Genomic DNA, 18,126 nt, shown 5'->3' on the forward strand with positions numbered 1-18,126 from the left:
GCCAGGACGCTTTGTCGATGGAAACAGGTCCTTGTATAAATAAAAAAAATTTCTTAAAAAATCTGAAAATAATTTGAACCGTCGGCTGGTGGGCAACGAACAACACGGTGAAAGGATGCGTTTGCAGTCCTGAAACCGGAAAGGAAGACCACCATCATGAAACATCGCGGCAAGATTTTGCGGGACACCAACGCCGGCCCCGGCTTACTGAGCAGCGAAGGCCTGCAGCACCCGTTCACGCTGGAGACGCACTGGAAGTCGGACACGCCGCCCAAGGTCGGCATGGTGGTCGACGTCGCGCTCGACGGCGCGGGCAGCCTGGCCGCGGTGGTGCCGGTGGCCGAATCGCAGCTGGCGCGAGAGCAGGCGGAGCTGGCCATGCAGGCTGCCCGGAGCAAGGGAGGCGAATTGGCGGCTGGCCTGACGGCGCGCTTCGGCATGCCGACGCTGGTGGCGATGGGCGCTTTGCTCGTGGGCTGGTTCTTCTTGAATACGGTGTCGATCCAGGTCTCGTCCCAATACAACGTGGGGCTTTCGTTCTGGAAGCTGCTCGGCATCCTCAACTCGCCGGCCGGGCTGATGAACGGGCTGCGCGACGCCAGCGGCAGCAGCGGCATCTACGGTTTCCTCTGCATTGCCGCCCTGGCCGCGCCACTGGCGCCGCAGTTCTGGAAGGACAAGCGCGCGCATCTTGGCGGCCTGCTGCCGCTGGTATTCATGCTGCTCGTCGCGCTGATGATCTACAACGGCGTGAACGACAGCGTGCAGCAGGCGCAGGGCGCGGCCGGCTTCCTGGGCGGCGAACAGGCCGCGCGCATGGCCGAGAGCGTCAGCAGCATGATGCTGCGCGAAGCCATGCGCGCCATTTCCATCGGCGCGGGCGCTTACCTGGCGCTGCTCGCCAGCCTCTACCTGGCCGCACGAGGGGCCATGAAATTCCTCGCCGCTAAGGCCTGAACCCCACCATCATTCATCAAGGAACATCATGTCCCACCACGCACACCCGCTCCTTCGTCGTCCGCACGCCGCGCTGCTGGCGCTGGCCTTGCTCACCGGCCTGGCCGGCTGCAAGGACAAGGCGCCGGCCGATACCGGCGCAGCACCGAACCTGGCGGATGCCGCCAAACCGGCCGCCATGGCGGAACAGGCCAAGGAAGAAGCACGCGCCCAGTTGCCCAAGGGCGACCCGAACACGCCGGCGAGCAGCTACATCGACATCGACAGCGGCAACCAGATCATGTTCGCCTACCTGAGCATCGCGGGCATGCCGATCGATTACAACGAGGTGGCCGGCAATTACTCGCGCGACTATATGTCGACCTCGGATGAATTCAAGAAAAGCGACCTCCTGAAAGCGCTGAAGGTGAAGATCGATGGCGGCGTGGCGCAAGCGTCCCGGCAGCGCTACGTGAAGCTGGAAATGGCCGACTCGGTCGGAAAATACGATTTCGAGAAGAAGGGCTTTCCGCTCGACTCCTCGGTGTGGGAAAAAGGCTCGTACCGCTACTTCAACGACAACAGCAGTTACAAGATCGGCTTCAATAACGGCCCCCAGTTCCACCACCTGAGTGTCGCGGACGAAGACAAGGCACGCGTGATCGAGGGCCTGCGCAGCAAATACGAAGCCATGCGCACGGTAGTGTACGGCTATGTGCAGGACGCCGACGTCAGCAAGAAAGTGGTGCAGGCGCAGATTCTCAAGATCGAGCTGACCGACAAGAACGGCAACATCCTCGCCACCCAGACCGCGCAATAAGACCGCGGGGCGGGCTGCTGCCCCAACTGTTCAATTTACCCACAACGAAAACGACACTCACCATGAACAAACTGATCCCCGCCATCGTCTGCCTCTGCGGCATGGCTGTCCTCACCGCTTGCACCACCGTCAAGCCGAACTCGATCCGCGAAGTGAACGACAGCGAGGTGAAACGCTGCAAGCTGGCCGGGCAGGTGCAGGGCGCGGACGCCGTGTTCGTCGGCCTGAGCTCCGCCGTCGGTTCGAAAAATGCCAAGGCGCGGGCCATGAACGAGGCCGTTCGCCTGCAGGCGACCGACGTGGTCTGGTCGCAGCAGGGCACCAGCATGACCAGCGAGTGGGTCGGCAAGGCCTACGTCTGCAAATAAGACCGCAGGCAATCGGCAAATGGCATCGGCATCGACGGCATCGCGGCTCTCCGCGCGCCTTTCCCTGGTTGCGCGCGCAAGGCCCAGGGTAGTGGCGGGCAGCTGCCGCCAACTGTGGTTGTGGACGGACACGCAGGTACCGGATCTTGCCGCGGCTGCCGCGGCCTGCGCCGCCGAGCCCGGCCTCGAGGGCACCCTCCCGCGTCTGTTCGCAGCGCTCGGCCTGGCCTATGCGCTCGTGGCCGTCGAACGCTGCAGCGGCATGATTACGCTCGCAGCCGGCCACAATAATCTCCATCCGCTGTATTTCGCCAGCGATGGCGACGGTGTCACGATTCGCGATGCACTGCCTGGTGTTCCGCTCGACGAGCGCCTGCGCCATCTCGACCAGGATGGCTTTGCCGATTTCATCGCGCGCGCCATCGTGGCCGGGCCTTACGAATTGTCGACGCATACGCTCACCTTCGACCGGCGCTGGCGCACGGTGCCGCCGGGCCGGCGCTTGGTGCTGGGTCCGGACGGCCGCGTGTTGCGCTCCGGTGTTGCCGACCGGGTGTTCGAAGGCATCCACACGGCGCTTCCACCGCTGGCCGAGGCCATTGGTGAATTGCGCGAAGCGCTGGACCTGCACTTGCTGGGCCTGGCGGAACGGGGAGCCGTCGCCTCCGAGTTTTCCGGCGGGATCGACTCCTCGATCGTCCGCGCGCGCTGCCTCGCGCGCATCGCGCCGCACTACCGGGGTGGCGTGACCTGCCGCTTTCCGTACTCGGAATTCATGCGCGAGAGCGAGATGCAGGAGGCGGTACTGGCGCACGCGCCCGGCCCGATCGCCCTGGTCGGGCACCGCGGCTTCCTGCCGTTTGCTGGGCTATCCAGCCTGCCATGGCATGGCGCGCCGACCCTGGCATCGACCGCCTGGGGTGCTTTTGCCAGCGTTGCATTGGCAGCGCGCGAGACCGGCGCGCGTGTCCTGCTGAACGGCCACGGAGGCGACACGCTGTTCCGCTGGCATCCTGGCCAGAAGATCCGGTATGCGCTGCCCGCCGATTTGGCCCACTGGTTGCCGCCGCGCCTGTGCCGCGAAGTAGCGGCGCGGGCGCAAGCCATCGCCGCCGGACTGAACGCGGCCCCTGGCGAGGGATTCGGCGGTCTCTGGCACCCCGGCATGTTCGATCCCTGCCACCCGACGGCCATGGTGCGTAGCGGCGTCCCGGGCATGGACTACGTGTCAGGCCTGGCCTCGCGCGAGGTGCTGCGCGCGGCGGCGCGCTTGTGGCTGGCCGATCCGCCACGGGAACCGGGCGTCCAGAAGCCGTTCGCCCACGCGGCGTTTCGCGCAGACCTGCCCGACGCACTCTGGCGGCGGCCGGGCAAGGTCGATCACCTGGGGATTGTATATCGGGGGGCGATCGCCGCGCGCCAGGACATTCTCCGCGTGGCAAGCCGCAGCGCCTGCACGCTCGACGCATTGGGCGTGCCGCCCGGGGTGTTCGCGGCATTCGCCGAGACAGCCACGCGCGGCGTCGACGCCGGCAACCCGATGTTCAGCATCATGCTCGCCGTCCTGCTATGGGCGGATCAGGAAAATTCAAAGGAAACGGGGGTGACAGCGAGAGACCGGTATTCGGAAGTATTCCCATTTATTCAACCACCAAGGACTGAACCATGAAATATCTGCTCACATTTTTCTTTAAAACCGACCTGCAGCTGCGCGCCGATTCCACCATGATCAAAGGTGGCTCGAACACGGGCAACCGTGATACCGCGAACATGTGGTACGAGTACGACGGCCGTTAAGCCGCCGCCAGAAATGACGTGAACTTTGCGCTGCTCCCGCACAGGCAGGAGCGGCGTGAGCGCAGCACTGAGGCAAACCACATGAAAAAGCATTGGTATCCGATCCACGATCCCGAACTCGGCACCTGCACCATGATTGCGCCGCGCACCGGCCACATGGTCGTGAGCACGACCGACTACCGCCGCACGCCCATGCGCGCCGCCCTGCGCCTGGCACTGGGCACGTCGCCTGGCACGAAGGGAAGCAGCGAGTTGCAGCGTGCGTCGATCATCGACAGCAGCGCGGATAGCGGCGCCGTGCCGGCCGGGCCGGAGGCCGCGTCGATCAAGCGGGCAGCCACCCTCTGCCTGCGGCTGCTGCCATTGTCGGCCGCGATCGCGCTGATGCAGCTGTTGTTTCCGCGAGCCCGGGCCGCCGGCATCGGAGTGGAGGAAGCCGTGCGCCTTTCCGCCGTCGCCTTCGGCCGGCGCAGCAATCAGGATTGCCTGCCAGTCTCGCTGTGCCGCCATATCTATCTGCGCCGGCTGGGCATTACCTCGAAGATCCTGCTCGGCGCCCAGGTTCCGACAGAAAAAATGCACGCCTGGGTGCAGATTGGCGACCACCCGGTTCTGGAGTGTCCAGACGTGATGGTGCACTACCAGGCCTGCGTAGCGTATGTATGACTACTTCACCGCGGTCGCCTCGGCGCTGTGCATGGGCTCCCTAGGATGCTTTCTCATCCTGCGTACCCCACGGCCCAGCAAGCCCTTGAAATCGTCCACATAGGTAAACACCGCCGGCACCACCAGCAGGCTGAGTAAGGTCGACGTAATCAGGCCCCCGATCACGGCAATCGCCATCGGCGACCTGAAACTCGGGTCGCCCGAGAAGCCCAGGGCCAGCGGCATCATGCCCGCGCCCATTGCGATGGTGGTCATGATGATCGGCCGGCTGCGCTTGTGGCAGGCGTCGACCAGCGCATCGAAGCGGTTCATGCCGGCCGTACGCGCGAGGATGGCGTAGTCGACCAGCAGGATCGAGTTCTTGGTCACGATCCCCATCAGCATGATCAGGCCAATCATGGTCGGCATCGACAGCGCGCTGCCGGTGATCAGGAGGGCGACGATGGCGCCGCCGATCGACAGCGGCAGCGCGGCGAGAATCGTGATCGGCTGCATGAAGTCGTGGAACAGCAGCACCAGCACGCCGTAGATGCACAGCACGCCGATCGCCATCGCCACGCCGAAGCTGGCGAACAGCGCCTGCATCTCCTGGGCGTCGCCCAGCTCGGCAATCTGCACCGAGGCCGGCAAGGCCGTGAACGCGGGCAGGGCGCGCGCTTCGTCGTTCACCTCGCCGAGCGAGCGTCCGCCCAGCTCGACGTCGAGCGTGACGTTGCGGCTGCGGTTCAGGCGGTCGATCTGGGCCGGGCCGCTTTCCATGGTGATATCGGCGACGCTCGACAGCAGCACCGGGCCGTTCTTGCCCGGCACCGTCAGGCGGCCGATGGCGTCGAGGTCGGCGCGCACCGCGTCGGGCAGTTTTACCCGGATAGGCACCTGGCGCTCCGACAGGTTCATCTTCGCCAGCGCCTGTTCGTAGTCGCCGGCAGTCGCCACGCGCACCGTCTCGCCGATCGATGCCGCCGTCACGCCCAGGTCCGCCGCGCGCGCAAAATTCGGCCGCACGATGATCTCGGGGCGCACCAGCGACGCACTCGAACTGACGTTCCCGATGCCTTGCAGGCCGCGCAGTTCACGCTCGGCGCGCTGGGCGGCGGCAGTCAGCGCGACCGGGTCTTCGCTGCGCAGCACCAGCTGCAGCTTGCCGCCGGTGTCGGCCTGGCCGACGGAAAAACGCGCACCGGGAATGCCGGACAATTCCGTCCGGATCAGGCGCTCGAGGTCCGAGAGCTTCTCGTCGCGATCGCCGCGGTGCGAAGTGGTCACTGTCAGCACCGCACGGCGCGCTTCGGCCGAAGCGCCGGGCGCAAAGGCGTCGCCGCTGGAGCCGCCGCCGATCGAGCTGAAGACGCCTTTCACGCCAGGCACCCGCATCGCCGCCAGGCGCGCCTGCTCGGCCACGCCATGGGTTTGCGCGAGCGTCGAGCCGGGCGGCAGTTCGACGTTGATGATGGTCTGGCCGCGGTCGGCGGCGGGCACGAAGCCGGTCGGCAGCAGCGGCACCAGCGCGATCGAGCCCACGAAGAACAAGAGGGAGGCGATCGCCGTGACGCGGCGGTGGCGCAGGCACCACTGCATGCTCGCCATGTAGCGGCGCATGATTGCGCCATCCTTCTCGACATGGGGATTCTTGGCGGGCTTCATGATATACGCCGCCATCATGGGCGTGAGCAGGCGCGCCACCACCAGCGAGGCGAGGATGGCCAGCACCGCGGTCCAGCCGAACTGTTTGAAGAAGCGCCCCGGGATGCCGCTCATGAAGGCGGTCGGCAGGAACACCGCCACCAGCGAGAAGGTCGTGGCAATCACCGCCATGCCGATTTCGTCGGCCGCTTCGAGTGCCGCCTGCATCGGGCTTTTCCCCATGTTCAGGTGGCGCGCGATGTTCTCGATCTCGACGATGGCGTCGTCCACCAGCACGCCGACCACCAGGGCCAGCGACAGCAGCGTGACCATGTTGAGCGTGTAACCGAACAGGTACTGGCCAAGAAAGGCGGGAATCACCGACAGCGGCAGGGCGGCGGCGGCGACAAAGGTGGCGCGCCAGTCGCGCAGGAACCACCAGACCACGATCACGGCCAGGATCGCGCCTTCGTACAGCATCTCCATCGAGGCGTCGAAGTTCTCCTGCACCGGCTCGGCGTTGTCGACCACCTCCTTGAGCACCACGTTCGCGTGCGCCTTCTGCAGCTCGGCCACCGCGGCGCGCGCACCTTCGGCTACCTCGGTTTCGCTGGCGCCGCGGGTGCGGAAGATCTCGAAGCCGACCACCTTGCGGCCATCCTGCTCGGCCAGCGAGCGCGGCTCGGAGACGGTGTCGATGATGGTCGCCACTTCCGAGAGGCGCACGCGGCGCCCGTCCGGCAGCGGGATGTCCATGCGTGCCAGCTCCTCGGCGCTGGCGACGGTGGCCAGCGTGCGCACCGATTGCTCGGCGCCGCTGACGTCGCCGCGTCCGCCCGGCGCTTCGCGCTGCACGTTGCGCAGCTGGCGCGACACGTCCAGGGCGGAGACCCGCAGCGCGGCCATGCGCGCATCGTTCAGTTCGACCCGCACTTCGCGGTCAACGCCGCCCACGCGCTTCACGGCGCCCAGGCCCGGCACGGTCAGCAGGCGCTTGGCGGCGGCATTGTCGACGAACCAGGACAGCTCCTGGTCGTCGAGGCCATTCGTGCCCGGCTTGGCGCTGGCGGTAAACGTCAGCACCGCGCGACCGGCGGTGGCGGCCTTGGTCACGCTCGGCTCGCGCATCTCGGCCGGCAGGTCGGCGCGTACCTGCGAGACGGCGTCGCGCACGTCGTTCACGGCGTCCGACAGGTTCTTCTCGAGGATGAATTCGACGGTGACCGTGGCCACGCCATCGAGCACCTTGGTGTAGATGTTCTTCACGCCCTGCAGCGTGGCGACCGAATCCTCGATCTTGCGCGCGACTTCGGTTTCCAGCTGGGCCGGCGCGGCGCCATCTAACGTGGCGGTGACGGTCACGATCGGCAGTTCGATATCGGGGAAGAACTGGACTTTATTGGCATTGAAGGCCAGCAGGCCCGCCAGCGTCAGCAGGGCGAACAGCAGGATCGCCGGAATCGGGTTGCGGATCGAGAGTGCGGAAAAATTCATGGTGCCGTCCTCAACGCGCCGCGACTTTGGCGGGCGGCTGTGCCGGAACATTCCTCACCAGATCGCCGTCGTTCAGGAAGCCGGCGCCGTTGACGACGATCTGCGTATCCGGAGCAAGACCATTCACCACTTCGATGCGCTCGCCCAGGCGGCGCCCGGTGACGACCTTCAACTGGCTGACGCGGCTGTCCCGGTTCAGGCGGAACACGTAGCTGAAGCCGTCGCGCACGGCGACCGCCTGCTGCGGCACGGTGAGCGCGTTCGAGGCGCCCAGTTCGAATTCGCCGCCGGCGAACATGCCGGCCTTCAGGGGCGCGCTGCTCGAAAGCGCAGGGGGCAGGTCGACATACACCAGCGTGGTGCGCGTCTGCGCATCGACCGTCGGCGCGACGGTGCGCACCTTGCCCACTACTTCGCCGCCGGCGGCGCCTTTCACGCGCACACGGGCGCCCGGCTTGATGCGGGCGATGTCGGAAGCGGGCAGTTCGGCGCGCCATTCGAGGCGGCCCTGGCGGATCAGGCGGAACAGTTCGGTGCCGACGCCGACCACGGCGCCGACGGTGGCGCTGCGCGCCGAAATGACGCCGCTGTCGGGCGCGAGCACCTGCGTGTATTTCAGGCGCAGCTGCTGTTGCTTGAGCGTGGCGTTGGCGGAAGCGACGCGTGCCGTTGCGGTGCGTGCGGCGGTTGCCCACTGTGTGAACTGCTGTTCGCTGATCGCGCCCGAGCTCTTCAAGTCCTGGCCGCGCTTGGCATTGGCGGCCGCCTCGGCGGCATTCGCCTGCGCCTCCTGCAGCGCCGCGCGCGCCTGCTCGACATCGGCATTGACCGTATCGGCCGAGAACACGGCCAGCACTTCACCCTTCTTGACGACGTCGCCCACGTTGACCCGCACTTCGAGCAGGCGCAGCCCGCCCGACTCGCTGCCGATGACCGCTTCCTGCCAGGGCGCGACGTTGCCGTTGGCGGTCAGCTTGAGTGGCAGGCTGGCCGTCATGGGCGCAGCCGTGCTGACGGTCAGGGCGGGCGTCGCGGGCGTGCCCGCCTTCTTGTCCTCATCCTTGCCGCAAGCAGCGAGCGCGAGGCAGAAGAGGGCGGCCGAGCCGAGGAGCAGAATGCGTGGTGTTGGTTGGGGCATGGGCGTGGGTCCGGTTCCGTGATCGATGCGGGATGCCGCGGCGTGAACGGCAATGGAGCAGTTTATCAAAAGGATAAAAAATTGAAGCGGATTCAATAGCACAATTGAAGCGCCACTCTAATAGCGGCTTGGCTAGAATGGGCTTTTTGACGGAGGCGCCGATGAACAAGCCCCTGCTGTTTGCCGCGATGTGCGCCGCGTTGCCGGCCTGCGCCGCGGCGCAGGAAGCCGCGCCGGCCGCCGAACCTGGAAAGGGGACGTCACAGGCGGCCTGCGGCGCTCCGGAAGCGACGCGCGCATCGAGCGCCTTGCCGGCGCGCGCCAGTACCAAACCCGAGCCGCAGTTGGGCAGCGTCGCGCGCAACGCATGGGTTCCTTCGCACGCCGAGACGCCATCCTTGCGGGCGATGCGCGCCGCGCGGGCGAAAGAGACACGACAAACGCCGGACGCGGAGCGCGGGACAGGCGCAGGCTGCCCACCTGACGCGGGCTATCCTGTGCCACAGGACGATCAAAAACGGGGTTAAATGCACCAATATGGTGCATTTAGAGCATGTGTTGCACAGTCATGATGCGATGCGCCAAATTCGGTACACATTCTGTGCCTGAGCTGCGCATTTCAGGGGAATCTCATAGGAGCAGCTACGGTGCTCCTACCGTAGTTTTACTGTATTGCGGTGCACAATAAAGCGCAGTATATTGGAACTGTCTCCTCCAGTTTTTCTCTGAAATTCTGGATTACCGCCCGCTACCGTCAGGTAGACGGGCGTTTTTTTTGCTCGGCGCTGCCTGCTTGCCTCACTCGACCCCTTCGCCCTGGAACGCGCCGGCACGCCAGGTCAGCACCAGCGTATCGCGGTGCCCGTGCTCGCTCAGCGGCTGGATCGGCGTCGATTCGTGGATCACGCGCGCATCGTCGAGCAGCAGCAGGGTCCAGGGTTCGGTCATGGTGAAGCGCAGGCCGCGCGGGCCGTCGGCCTCGAAGACGCGGGTCTCGCCGCCCTTGATGCCGGTACGCCCGATCAGGATCACGGCCACGAAGTCGACGCCGTCGCGGTGCGCGCCTTCCGGCGTCGGGCGGCCGATGCCGTCGGTGGTATCGATGCGGAACTGGTGTGCTTCCACAAACCAGGGCGCCGCCGCTCTCGCTTGCGAACAGACCGCGCCCAGCGCGCGTACCAGCTGCTGCCAGCCCGGCTGGGCGACGGTAGCAGTGTCCATCGGTTCGAACAGGCGGTGCATGCCGCCGTGCAGGGCGTTGTATTCGACCGGCTGCCAGTGCGCGCGGTGCGGCGTCTGGACCAGCGCCTTGCCATCGTCGATGAAGCAGGAGTGCCGGCGGCGGCGGTAACGTCCGCCGTCCTTCAGGTAGTGGTCGAGTTCGAGATGGTCCCAGCTCGGCACCAGAGCGTCGAGGTCGGCCAGCGTGCAGCCGGCAAGGCGCGCGACATCGACGGGGCGCAGCAGGGCATAGCCATCGCCGAGCAGGGCCTCGGCCAGGCGCGAAGGATCGCTGTAGGGAAGTTCGGATGGGTTCATGCCCGGTAGCGTAGCATTTTTCACAGGGGCCGGTGAAGAGCGGCCCCTGGGCCAGAGCCTATCCCAGTAGACCGGGGGAAGCTGATGGCGATGACTGGCAAGCGCGGGCAAGGCGCGAGGAGGCCGCATGGCTGGCCATGCAACGAACGAGCAACGCAGCCCGCGCTTGCCAGGCGCGCCAGCAGCGACTCCGGGCTGCTGGGGTAGGCTCTTACCAGGTTTTGGTGAGCGTCAGGCGCAGCGTGCGCGGTTCGATCGGGTGAAAATGGATGTCCTCGCGCGGCGCCGGCTCCCCGGCCAGCTGCGAGGCGTAGTAGTAGTCGATCGCCGACGCGCGCCGGTTAGCCAGGTTGAAGGCTTCCAGTTCCAGCTGCAGGTCCCTGCCGACTTTATAGCCGATACGCCCGTTGAGCGTGGTGCTGGCCTGCGAGCGCACGCTGTTGTCTTCGATGAGCGGACGCGGGCCGAAATAGCGCAGGCGCAGCGCGCCCGACCACGGCCCTACTTTATCGACGGTGAGGGCGAGCTGGCCCACGCCTTCCACGGCGCCGGGAATTCGATCGCCGTTGCGCGAGCGGGCCCGCGCATACGCGGCATCGACATCGAAGGCCAGCCATTTCAGGGGCCGCCAGTAGTTCGAGAACTCGATGCCGGTGCGGCGGCTGGCGTCCCCGGCTTCAGTCGTGCCGGCGTCGCCGATGTAGGTGAGCTCGGAGTCGATGTCGAGCCGGTACAGCGAGACAGCCGTCTGCATCTTCGCAATCGCCTCGGTCCGCAGGCCCAGCTCCACGCCGCGCGAGCGCGCCAGGCCGGGCGCGCGCTCGAGCGGATCGCGCGTTTTCGGATCGAAGGCCGCCACCGTGCCGCGCGCGTCGTTGCTGTGGAAGCCGTGGCCGTAGTTCAGGTAGAACTCGGTCGAGGCCAGCGGTGCGAAGATCAGGCTGAACGACGGGCTCACTTGCGTATCGTGCGCGCGGCCCGTATTGGCAGCGAGGTCGCTGCGCACGTCGAAATCGAAGCGGTCGGCCCGCACGCCAAGCACACTGCGCCACATATCGCTCCAGCGCGTCGCGCTTTCGATGAACACGGCGCCGCTGGTCTCGACGATATGGTCTTCGCGCGTGGTCGCCAGCCGTTCGCGCGCGCGGGTGTCGTACAAGCCGTTGAAGATGTTGTCGTTCTGGAGCCGCGCGCCCACCGTCAGGTCGGACGCCATCGTTTCGCCGCGGTGCAGGTGCAAGGTGTGGATGGCATCGAGGCCACTGGTCACGCGCCGGTCCGGCTGGGCGAACTGGTCGCCATTGACCGGGTCGTTCATGAAATAAGTAAAATTCGAGAACAGCTCGAGCTGGTTGCGGATCACATAGGCGCTCAGTTTCGAGGCCGACTCCGCGCCGGTCTGGCGCCAGATGCCGGACAGGCTGTAACGGCGCGCACTGCCGCCGTCCGTGCCGTCGACCGCGTCGAAGCGGCCCAGCGATCCGTCCTCGACCGCACGCAGCGGGATCTGGTCGGTCGCGTTCCAGCTACCCCGGTAGGCCATCGCCGTCACGCTCCAGCCGTTGTTGGCGTAGCCGCGGCTGTAGCGCAGCATGCCGTTGCGCTTGCGGTAGTCGTCGGGCCGGGTCCACGGGCCGTCGTTGTTCATCGTTTCAAGCGCGTAGAGCAGGGTGCCGCCCGCGAGCTCCGGAGACCCCGCCAGGATGGCGCGCGCAAAACCGTCCTGGCCCAGCGTGACGCTGGCGATGTCTTTCACCAGGCGGTTTGCGTAGCTGACCTCGGCGCTGCCGGCCGAGGAAAAGTCGCCATCGAGCGCGGAATACGGCCCCTTGCGGTAGTCGAGGCGTCCAACCAGTTCCGGGATCAGGAAGTTCACGTCGGTCCAGCCCTGGCCATGCGCATGGCTGCGCTGGTTGACCGGCATGCCGTCGACCCAGGTGGCCAGGTCGGTGCCATGGTCGAGATTGAAGCCGCGCAGGTAGAACTGGTTGGCTTTGCCCTCGCCGCTGTGCTGGCTGGCGATCAGGCCCGGCATGGCCTCCAGCATCTCGCCGGGACGGTAAATCGTGCGCGCCGCCAGTTCCTTCTGGCCGACGGTGCCGGCATTGGCCGAATCGGCGATCCCGAGCTGGGACAGGCGCGCGCCTTCGACCAGCACGCGTTGCAGCACGAGTTCGTCGGCATGCACGCAGGAGCTGGCGAACAGCGCGGCGAGCGCGCAGGGGAGGGGACGGATCATGGGCATGGTGTGTTCAGCGCGTCGGCTGCTCCTGGTTGTTGCGATCAAACGTCAGCGTGCGCACGGCATTGCCTTCGTTGAGGTTGACGGTATTGACCTGATCCGGAATGAAGTCGATCAGCACCTTGTCGACAATGGCGCCCGCCATCCACAGCGGTGTCTGCTCGATTTCCTGGAACACGGTCACCTTTTCCGGATCGGCCGTCATGCCGACCCAGCGTAGCGGCAGGGGCGCCTTGTCCTTGCCGAGCACCTGGAAGCGGCTCTCGACATACTTGCGCAGCACGTCCTGGTCCTCTTCATCGGTCAGGTCGAACTGGCGCCCGTACAGGTTCACCAGCAAGGCCTCGACGTCGTGCGCCATGTAGGTGTGCACGATCTCGGTGTTTCCGCTGCGGGCATTGAACGACAGGTCGGTGATCCCCGCATGGAAGCGGTGGGCCGAAGCCATGGCGCTGCCGAGCAGCAGCAGGACGGCGCAGAAGGCGCGCAAGCCGCGCATCATGGGACCGCCTTTGGACCAGCTTCAGGCTTCTTCAAGGGCGCATTGAAGTCCTTCATCATGTCGCTGCCACCGCGCTCGGTCTTGAACAGTTCCAGGCGCGACGGCGTCAGCTTGCGTGGCCAGGCGTTGTTGTTCTGGTCGATGTCGGCGGTTTCCCAGAACGGATCCTGGGTGATTGCCATCATCGGCTCGTCGGTGACGATCAGCTTCGTGATCTTCTTCGGCGAGTAGCGCCAGACTTCCGCCGGGATGCGCTCGACATACTTCTTGCCGCTGGCAAGCGTGATCTCCAGTACCAGCGGCGTCACCAGGCCGCCGACATTCGTGAAGTCGACCAGGTACAGGTGCTTGCCCGAGGCAAGCAGCGCCTTCTCCCAGTCTTCCAGCTTGTCCTGGGTTTCCTGGTATTTGTTGCGGTCGGCGTTCGTCACCGTGAAGTCATCGTGCGCGTTGTAGAAATCCTTCAGCTCCGGGTGCGCGTCGACGCGGCGCGGCATGCCTTGATTGCGCTGCTCGGACAGCGACATCGGCTCGGCCTCGCGCAGCTTGCGGCGCCATGCTTTCTCCGTCTCCGGATTCTGCGAGCTGATCGTGTACGCGCTGATGCCGTCCACGCTCACGTCCACCGCATCGGTCGTGTAGAACCAGCCGCGCCAGAACCAGTCGAGGTCCGTGCCCGATGCGTCCTCCATCGTGCGGAACAGGTCGGCCGGGGTCGGGCGCTTGAACTTCCAGCGGCGGCCATATTCCTTGAAGGCGAAGTCGAACAGCTCGCGGCCCAGCACCGTTTCGCGCAGGATGTTCAGGGCGGTGGCCGGCTTGGCGTAGGCATTCGGGCCGCGCTGCAGCACCGACTCCGAATTGGTCATGACCGGTGTCTGGTTGCGGCTCTTCATGTAGTCGGTGATGTCGCGCGGCTCGCCGCGGCGGGCCGGGTAGTTCTCTTCCCATGCTTCCTCGGCCAGGAACTGGAGGAAGGAATTGAGGCCTTCGTCCATCCAGGTCCACTGGCGCTCGTCCGAGTTGACGATCATCGGATAGTAGTTGTGGCCGACCTCGTGGATGATCACGCTGATCAAGCCATACTTGGTCGACTTCGAATAGGTCAAGGCGCCGGTCTTTTTATCCTTTGTCGGGCGCGGGCCGTTGAACGAGATCATCGGGTATTCCATGCCGCCGATCGGGCCGTTCACGGAAATGGCGGTCGGGTAGGGATAGTCGAAGGAGTACTTGCTGTACTGCTCGATGGTATGGACGATCGCTTGCGTGGAATACTTCTCCCACAGCGGATTGCCTTCCTTCGGGTAGTAGGACATCGCCATGACGGTGGTGTCGCCGCTCTTCATTCCCTGGGCATCCCAGATGAACTTGCGGCTCGAGGCAAACGCGAAGTCGCGCACGTTCTTCGCCTTGAATCGCCAGGTTTTCATGGTGCCGGCGCGCGTCTTCTCGGCCTTTTCCGCCTCCGCCTGGGTGACGATGATCACCGGCTTGTTCGCCGTGCGTGCTTTCGCCAGGCGCTCGCGCTGGACGCTGCTCAGGACCTCGCCCGGGTTCTGCAGCTCGCCCGTGGAGGCGACGATGTGGTCGCCCGGGACCGTGATGGCGACGTCGTAGTCGCCGAATTCGAGGGTGAATTCGCCGTCGCCCAGGTACTGCTTGTTCTGCCAGCCGGCGATGTCGTAATAGGCCGCCATGCGCGGGAACCACTGGGCGATTTCGAAGAGGTCGTTCTTGTCTTCCTTGTCGAAGCGCTCGTAGCCCATGCGCCGGCCCAGCACGCTGGCCTCGGGAATGTTGAAGCTCCATTCGAGCGCGAAGGCGAAGCGCTGGCCCGGTTTCAGGGGCTGCGGCAGGTCGACCCGCATCATCGTCTTGTTGATCACGTGGCGCAGGGGGCGGCCGTCCGCCGTCTTGATGCTCTTGAGCTGGAAGCCGCCCTCGAAAGTGCGGCTCTCGAACGCGAAGCGCACCGCGTCGAACTTCACACCTTCCGGCCCGCCCTTTTGCCAGGCCTCGCGCGAGGGGATGGTCGAGATATTGCGGTTGTCCGAGTCGCCGCGGAACATGTTCTGGTCCAGCTGCACCCACAGGTAGGAGAGGGTGTCGGGCGAATTGTTGTGGTAGGTGATGGTGCCCGCGCCCGTGATGGCGCGTTTGGCTTCGTCGAGCGTCGCGCGCAGCGTGTAGTCGGCGCGCTGCTGCCAGTAGGCGTGACCCGGCGCGCCGGATGCGCTGCGGGTGGCGCCGGGTGTCGGCAGCAGCTCGTCGAGCTGGCGGAACTTGTCATCGAACTTGTCGGCGGCGTGGGCGCCGGTGGACAGGGCCAGGGTCAGTGCAGCGAGGCGGGCGAGGAATTTCATGTGCATGTCTTGCGTGTTAAATGTAGAAACCGGCAGTCGCGCAGGATGCGCGACCGCCGGCTTGATCGAAGGGCGTAGGGTGGGCACTTGTGCCCACGCGGTCCCACCGGTAGGGCAGTCGCGGCGTGACCGAAGTCAGTGGGTATGTAGCCGCCGTACCGCGTGGGCACGGAGTGCCCACCCTACAACAGCCTTACTGCACCGTCGGCACTGTTTCCTTCTTCGGCTCTTCCTTCGTGGCTGCCTTGTCTTCCTTCGTCTTCAACTTGGTATTGAAGTCCTTCATCAGGTCATTGCCGCCACGTTCGGTCTTGAACAGCTCAAGGCGCGATGGGGTCAGCTTGCGCGGCCAGGCGTTGTTGCTCTGGTCGATGTCGGCGGTTTCCCAGAACGGATCCTGGGTCAGGCTCGTCATCGGCTCGTCGGTGACGATCAGTTTCGTGATCTTCTTCGACGAATAGCGCCACACTTCCGCCGGGATGCGCTCGATGTACTTCTTGCCGCTGGCCAGGGTGATCTCCAGCACCAGCGGCGTCACCAGGCCGCCGACATTCGTGAAGTCGACCAGGTACAGGTGCTTGCCCGAACTGAGCAAGGCCTTTTCCCAGTCCTCGAGCTTCTCCTGGCCTTCGTTGAACTTGTTGCGATCCGCATTCGTGACCGTGAAGTCGTCGTGCTCGTTATAGAAATCCTTCAGCTCGGGATGCGCATCGACGCGGCGCGGCATGCCTTTGTTACGCTGGTCGGACAGCGACATCGGCTCGGCATCCTTCATCTTGCGGCGCCATGCCTTTTCCGTCTCCGGATTCTGCGAGCTGATCGTGTACTCGCTGATGCCGTCCACGCTCACGTCCACCGCATCGGTCGTGTAGAACCAGCCGCGCCAGAACCAGTCGAGGTCCGTGCCGGACGCGTCTTCCATCGTGCGGAAGAAGTCGGCCGGGGTCGGGCGCTTGAATTTCCAGCGCTGGGCGTATTCGCGGAAGGCGAAGTCGAACAGTTCGCGGCCCAGCACCGTTTCGCGCAGCACGGTCAGCGCGGCAGCCGGCTTGGCATAGGCGTTGTTGCCGAACTGGAGGAGGGACTCCGAGTTGGTCATGATCGGCACCTGGTTGCGGCTCTTCATGTAGTCGGTGATCAGGCGCGGCTCGCCGCGCATCTCCGGCCATTGCTCTTCCCAGGCTTCCTGGGCCAGGGTCTGCACGAAGGAGTTCAGGCCTTCGTCCATCCAGGTCCACTGGCGCTCGTCGGAGTTGACGATCATCGGGAAGTAGTTGTGGCCCACTTCATGGATGATCACGCCGATCAGGCCGTACTTGGTGCGCTTCGAATAGGTCACCTCGCCGGTCTTTTTATCCTTCGTCGGACGCGGACCATTGAACGTGATCATCGGGTATTCCATGCCGCCCACCGGACCGTTCACGGAAATCGAGGTCGGGTAGGGGTAGTCGAAGGAGTACTTGTTGTACTGCTCGATGGTGTGCACGATCGCCTGGGTCGAATACTTCTCCCACAGCGGATTGCCTTCCTTCGGATAGTAGGACATCGCCATCACGTCGGTGTCGCCGCTTTTGAGGCCCTGGGCATCCCAGATGAACTTGCGGCTCGAGGCAAACGCGAAGTCGCGCACGTTCTTTGCCTTGAAGTGCCAGGTCTTGCTGGTGGTGGCGCGGCCCTTTTCGGCTGCTTCCGCTTCGGCCTGGGTGACGATGATCACCGGCTTGTTCGAATTTTTTGCTTTCGCCAGGCGGTCGCGCTGGACGCTGGTCAGCACCGAGCCCGGATTTTGCAGCACGCCGGTCGAGGCCACGATGTGGTCCGACGGCACCGTGATCTCGACATCGTAGTCGCCGAATTCGAGCGTGAATTCGCCGGCGCCGAGGAACTGCTTGTGCTGCCAGCCGTAGGTGTCGTAGTAGGCCGCCATGCGCGGGAACCACTGGGCGATTTCGAACAGGTCGTTCTTGTCGTCGAATTTCTCGAAGCCCGAACGCCCGCCGAGCACCTTCTGCTCGTTGATCTTGTAGTTCCACTCGACCTCGAACGTGAAGCGCTGGCCGGATTTGAGCGGCTGCGGCAGGTCGATGCGCATCATCGTGCGGTTGATCACGTGGGCCAGCTTGCGGCTGCCTGACTTCACGTTGGTGATGTTGAAGCCGCCGTCGAAGCTCAAGCCTTCGAAGGTCGTGCGCAGGGCGTCGAACTTCATGCCTTCTTCCGGGCTGCGCGGCTTGGCCCAGGCCTCGCGCGAGACCGAGGTGGCCGACATGCGCGCGTCGGAATTGGGCTTGTAGATGTTCTGGTCGAGCTGCACCCACAGATAGCTGAGCGTATCGGGGGAGTTGTTATGGTAGGTGATCGTCTCGGCGCCGCGGATCGAGCGGTTCGCTTCGTCGAGCGTGGCGCGGATCGTGTAGTCCGCGCGCTGCTGCCAGTAGGCCTGGCCGGGTGCGCCCGAGGCGGTGCGGACGGTCGACCCGGACGGCAGCAGCTCGTCGAGCTGGCGGAACTTGTCGTCGAATGGATCGGCCGCGAAAGCGGACACGCTAAGGCATAGCGCAGCCAAGGCGAATGGCAAACGGATCATGTTTCCCCTGAATTTTTATAGATAGTTGGAGAAACTATTCTAAAGGTATCT

At 65.1% G+C, this 18,126-nt stretch carries 14 protein-coding genes; 7 read left to right on the forward strand and 7 right to left on the reverse strand.

What is annotated here, in order from left to right:
* The first annotated feature begins 156 nt into the window (after positions 1 to 156).
* From NMB41_RS04425 to NMB41_RS04450, 6 genes are all read left to right on the forward strand, one after another.
* Positions 157 to 957 (forward strand): hypothetical protein, encoded by an 801-nt coding sequence (locus tag NMB41_RS04425; protein ID WP_494381269.1) that lies wholly within the window; start codon positions 157 to 159, stop codon positions 955 to 957.
* Between the two features lie 28 nt (positions 958 to 985).
* On the forward strand, positions 986 to 1,756 hold the full coding sequence (locus tag NMB41_RS04430; RefSeq protein ID WP_494381270.1) for a hypothetical protein: 771 nt from the start codon (positions 986 to 988) through the stop codon (positions 1,754 to 1,756).
* Between the two features lie 62 nt (positions 1,757 to 1,818).
* Positions 1,819 to 2,124 (forward strand): hypothetical protein, encoded by a 306-nt coding sequence (locus NMB41_RS04435; protein WP_494381271.1) that lies wholly within the window; start codon positions 1,819 to 1,821, stop codon positions 2,122 to 2,124.
* Positions 2,125 to 2,242: 118 nt separating this feature from the next.
* The gene (locus tag NMB41_RS04440) at positions 2,243 to 3,793 is read left to right on the forward strand and encodes an asparagine synthase-related protein (protein ID WP_494381272.1); all 1,551 of its coding nucleotides are present in this window, start codon (positions 2,243 to 2,245) and stop codon (positions 3,791 to 3,793) included.
* On the forward strand, positions 3,790 to 3,921 hold the full coding sequence (locus NMB41_RS04445; protein ID WP_494381273.1) for a hypothetical protein: 132 nt from the start codon (positions 3,790 to 3,792) through the stop codon (positions 3,919 to 3,921). Before NMB41_RS04440 ends, NMB41_RS04445 begins: the two co-directional genes overlap by 4 nt.
* A gap of 81 nt (positions 3,922 to 4,002) precedes the next feature.
* A complete protein-coding gene (locus NMB41_RS04450) occupies positions 4,003 to 4,587 on the forward strand; it encodes a lasso peptide biosynthesis protein (RefSeq protein WP_494381274.1) in 585 nt (194 codons plus the stop codon).
* On the opposite strand, the gene NMB41_RS04455 is transcribed toward NMB41_RS04450, so the two are convergent.
* Positions 4,588 to 7,704 carry an efflux RND transporter permease subunit gene (locus NMB41_RS04455; protein WP_494381275.1) on the reverse strand — a complete coding sequence of 1,039 codons (3,117 nt, stop codon included), beginning with the start codon at positions 7,702 to 7,704 and terminating at the stop codon, positions 4,588 to 4,590.
* A gap of 10 nt (positions 7,705 to 7,714) precedes the next feature.
* The gene (locus NMB41_RS04460) at positions 7,715 to 8,842 is read right to left on the reverse strand and encodes an efflux RND transporter periplasmic adaptor subunit (protein WP_494381276.1); all 1,128 of its coding nucleotides are present in this window, start codon (positions 8,840 to 8,842) and stop codon (positions 7,715 to 7,717) included.
* Between the two features lie 161 nt (positions 8,843 to 9,003).
* Here NMB41_RS04460 and NMB41_RS04465 point away from each other — a divergent pair, with 161 nt between their 5' ends.
* Positions 9,004 to 9,369: a hypothetical protein gene (locus NMB41_RS04465; protein ID WP_494381277.1), complete on the forward strand. Its 366-nt coding sequence runs from the start codon at positions 9,004 to 9,006 to the stop codon at positions 9,367 to 9,369.
* Between the two features lie 271 nt (positions 9,370 to 9,640).
* Here the strand turns inward: NMB41_RS04465 and NMB41_RS04470 are convergent, their stop codons facing one another.
* The 5 genes from NMB41_RS04470 to NMB41_RS04490 all read right to left on the reverse strand — a co-directional run bounded on the left by NMB41_RS04470 (position 9,641) and on the right by NMB41_RS04490 (position 18,075).
* Positions 9,641 to 10,381: a 2OG-Fe dioxygenase family protein gene (locus tag NMB41_RS04470; protein ID WP_494381278.1), complete on the reverse strand. Its 741-nt coding sequence runs from the start codon at positions 10,379 to 10,381 to the stop codon at positions 9,641 to 9,643.
* Between the two features lie 211 nt (positions 10,382 to 10,592).
* Positions 10,593 to 12,626, reverse strand: a complete 2,034-nt coding sequence (locus NMB41_RS04475) for a TonB-dependent receptor (protein WP_494381279.1) — start codon at positions 12,624 to 12,626, stop codon at positions 10,593 to 10,595.
* A gap of 7 nt (positions 12,627 to 12,633) precedes the next feature.
* Positions 12,634 to 13,125 carry a DUF6702 family protein gene (locus NMB41_RS04480; protein ID WP_494381280.1) on the reverse strand — a complete coding sequence of 164 codons (492 nt, stop codon included), beginning with the start codon at positions 13,123 to 13,125 and terminating at the stop codon, positions 12,634 to 12,636.
* Positions 13,122 to 15,494, reverse strand: coding sequence for a M1 family metallopeptidase (locus NMB41_RS04485; protein WP_494381281.1), 2,373 nt, complete (start codon positions 15,492 to 15,494; stop codon positions 13,122 to 13,124). The genes NMB41_RS04480 and NMB41_RS04485 overlap by 4 nt, the downstream gene beginning before the upstream one ends.
* A gap of 187 nt (positions 15,495 to 15,681) precedes the next feature.
* Complete coding sequence (locus tag NMB41_RS04490) at positions 15,682 to 18,075, reverse strand: M1 family metallopeptidase (protein ID WP_494381282.1); 2,394 nt, start codon at positions 18,073 to 18,075, stop codon at positions 15,682 to 15,684.
* Positions 18,076 to 18,126: the final 51 nt, after the last annotated feature.

Source organism: Massilia sp. FBCC-B171, from assembly GCF_059134155.1.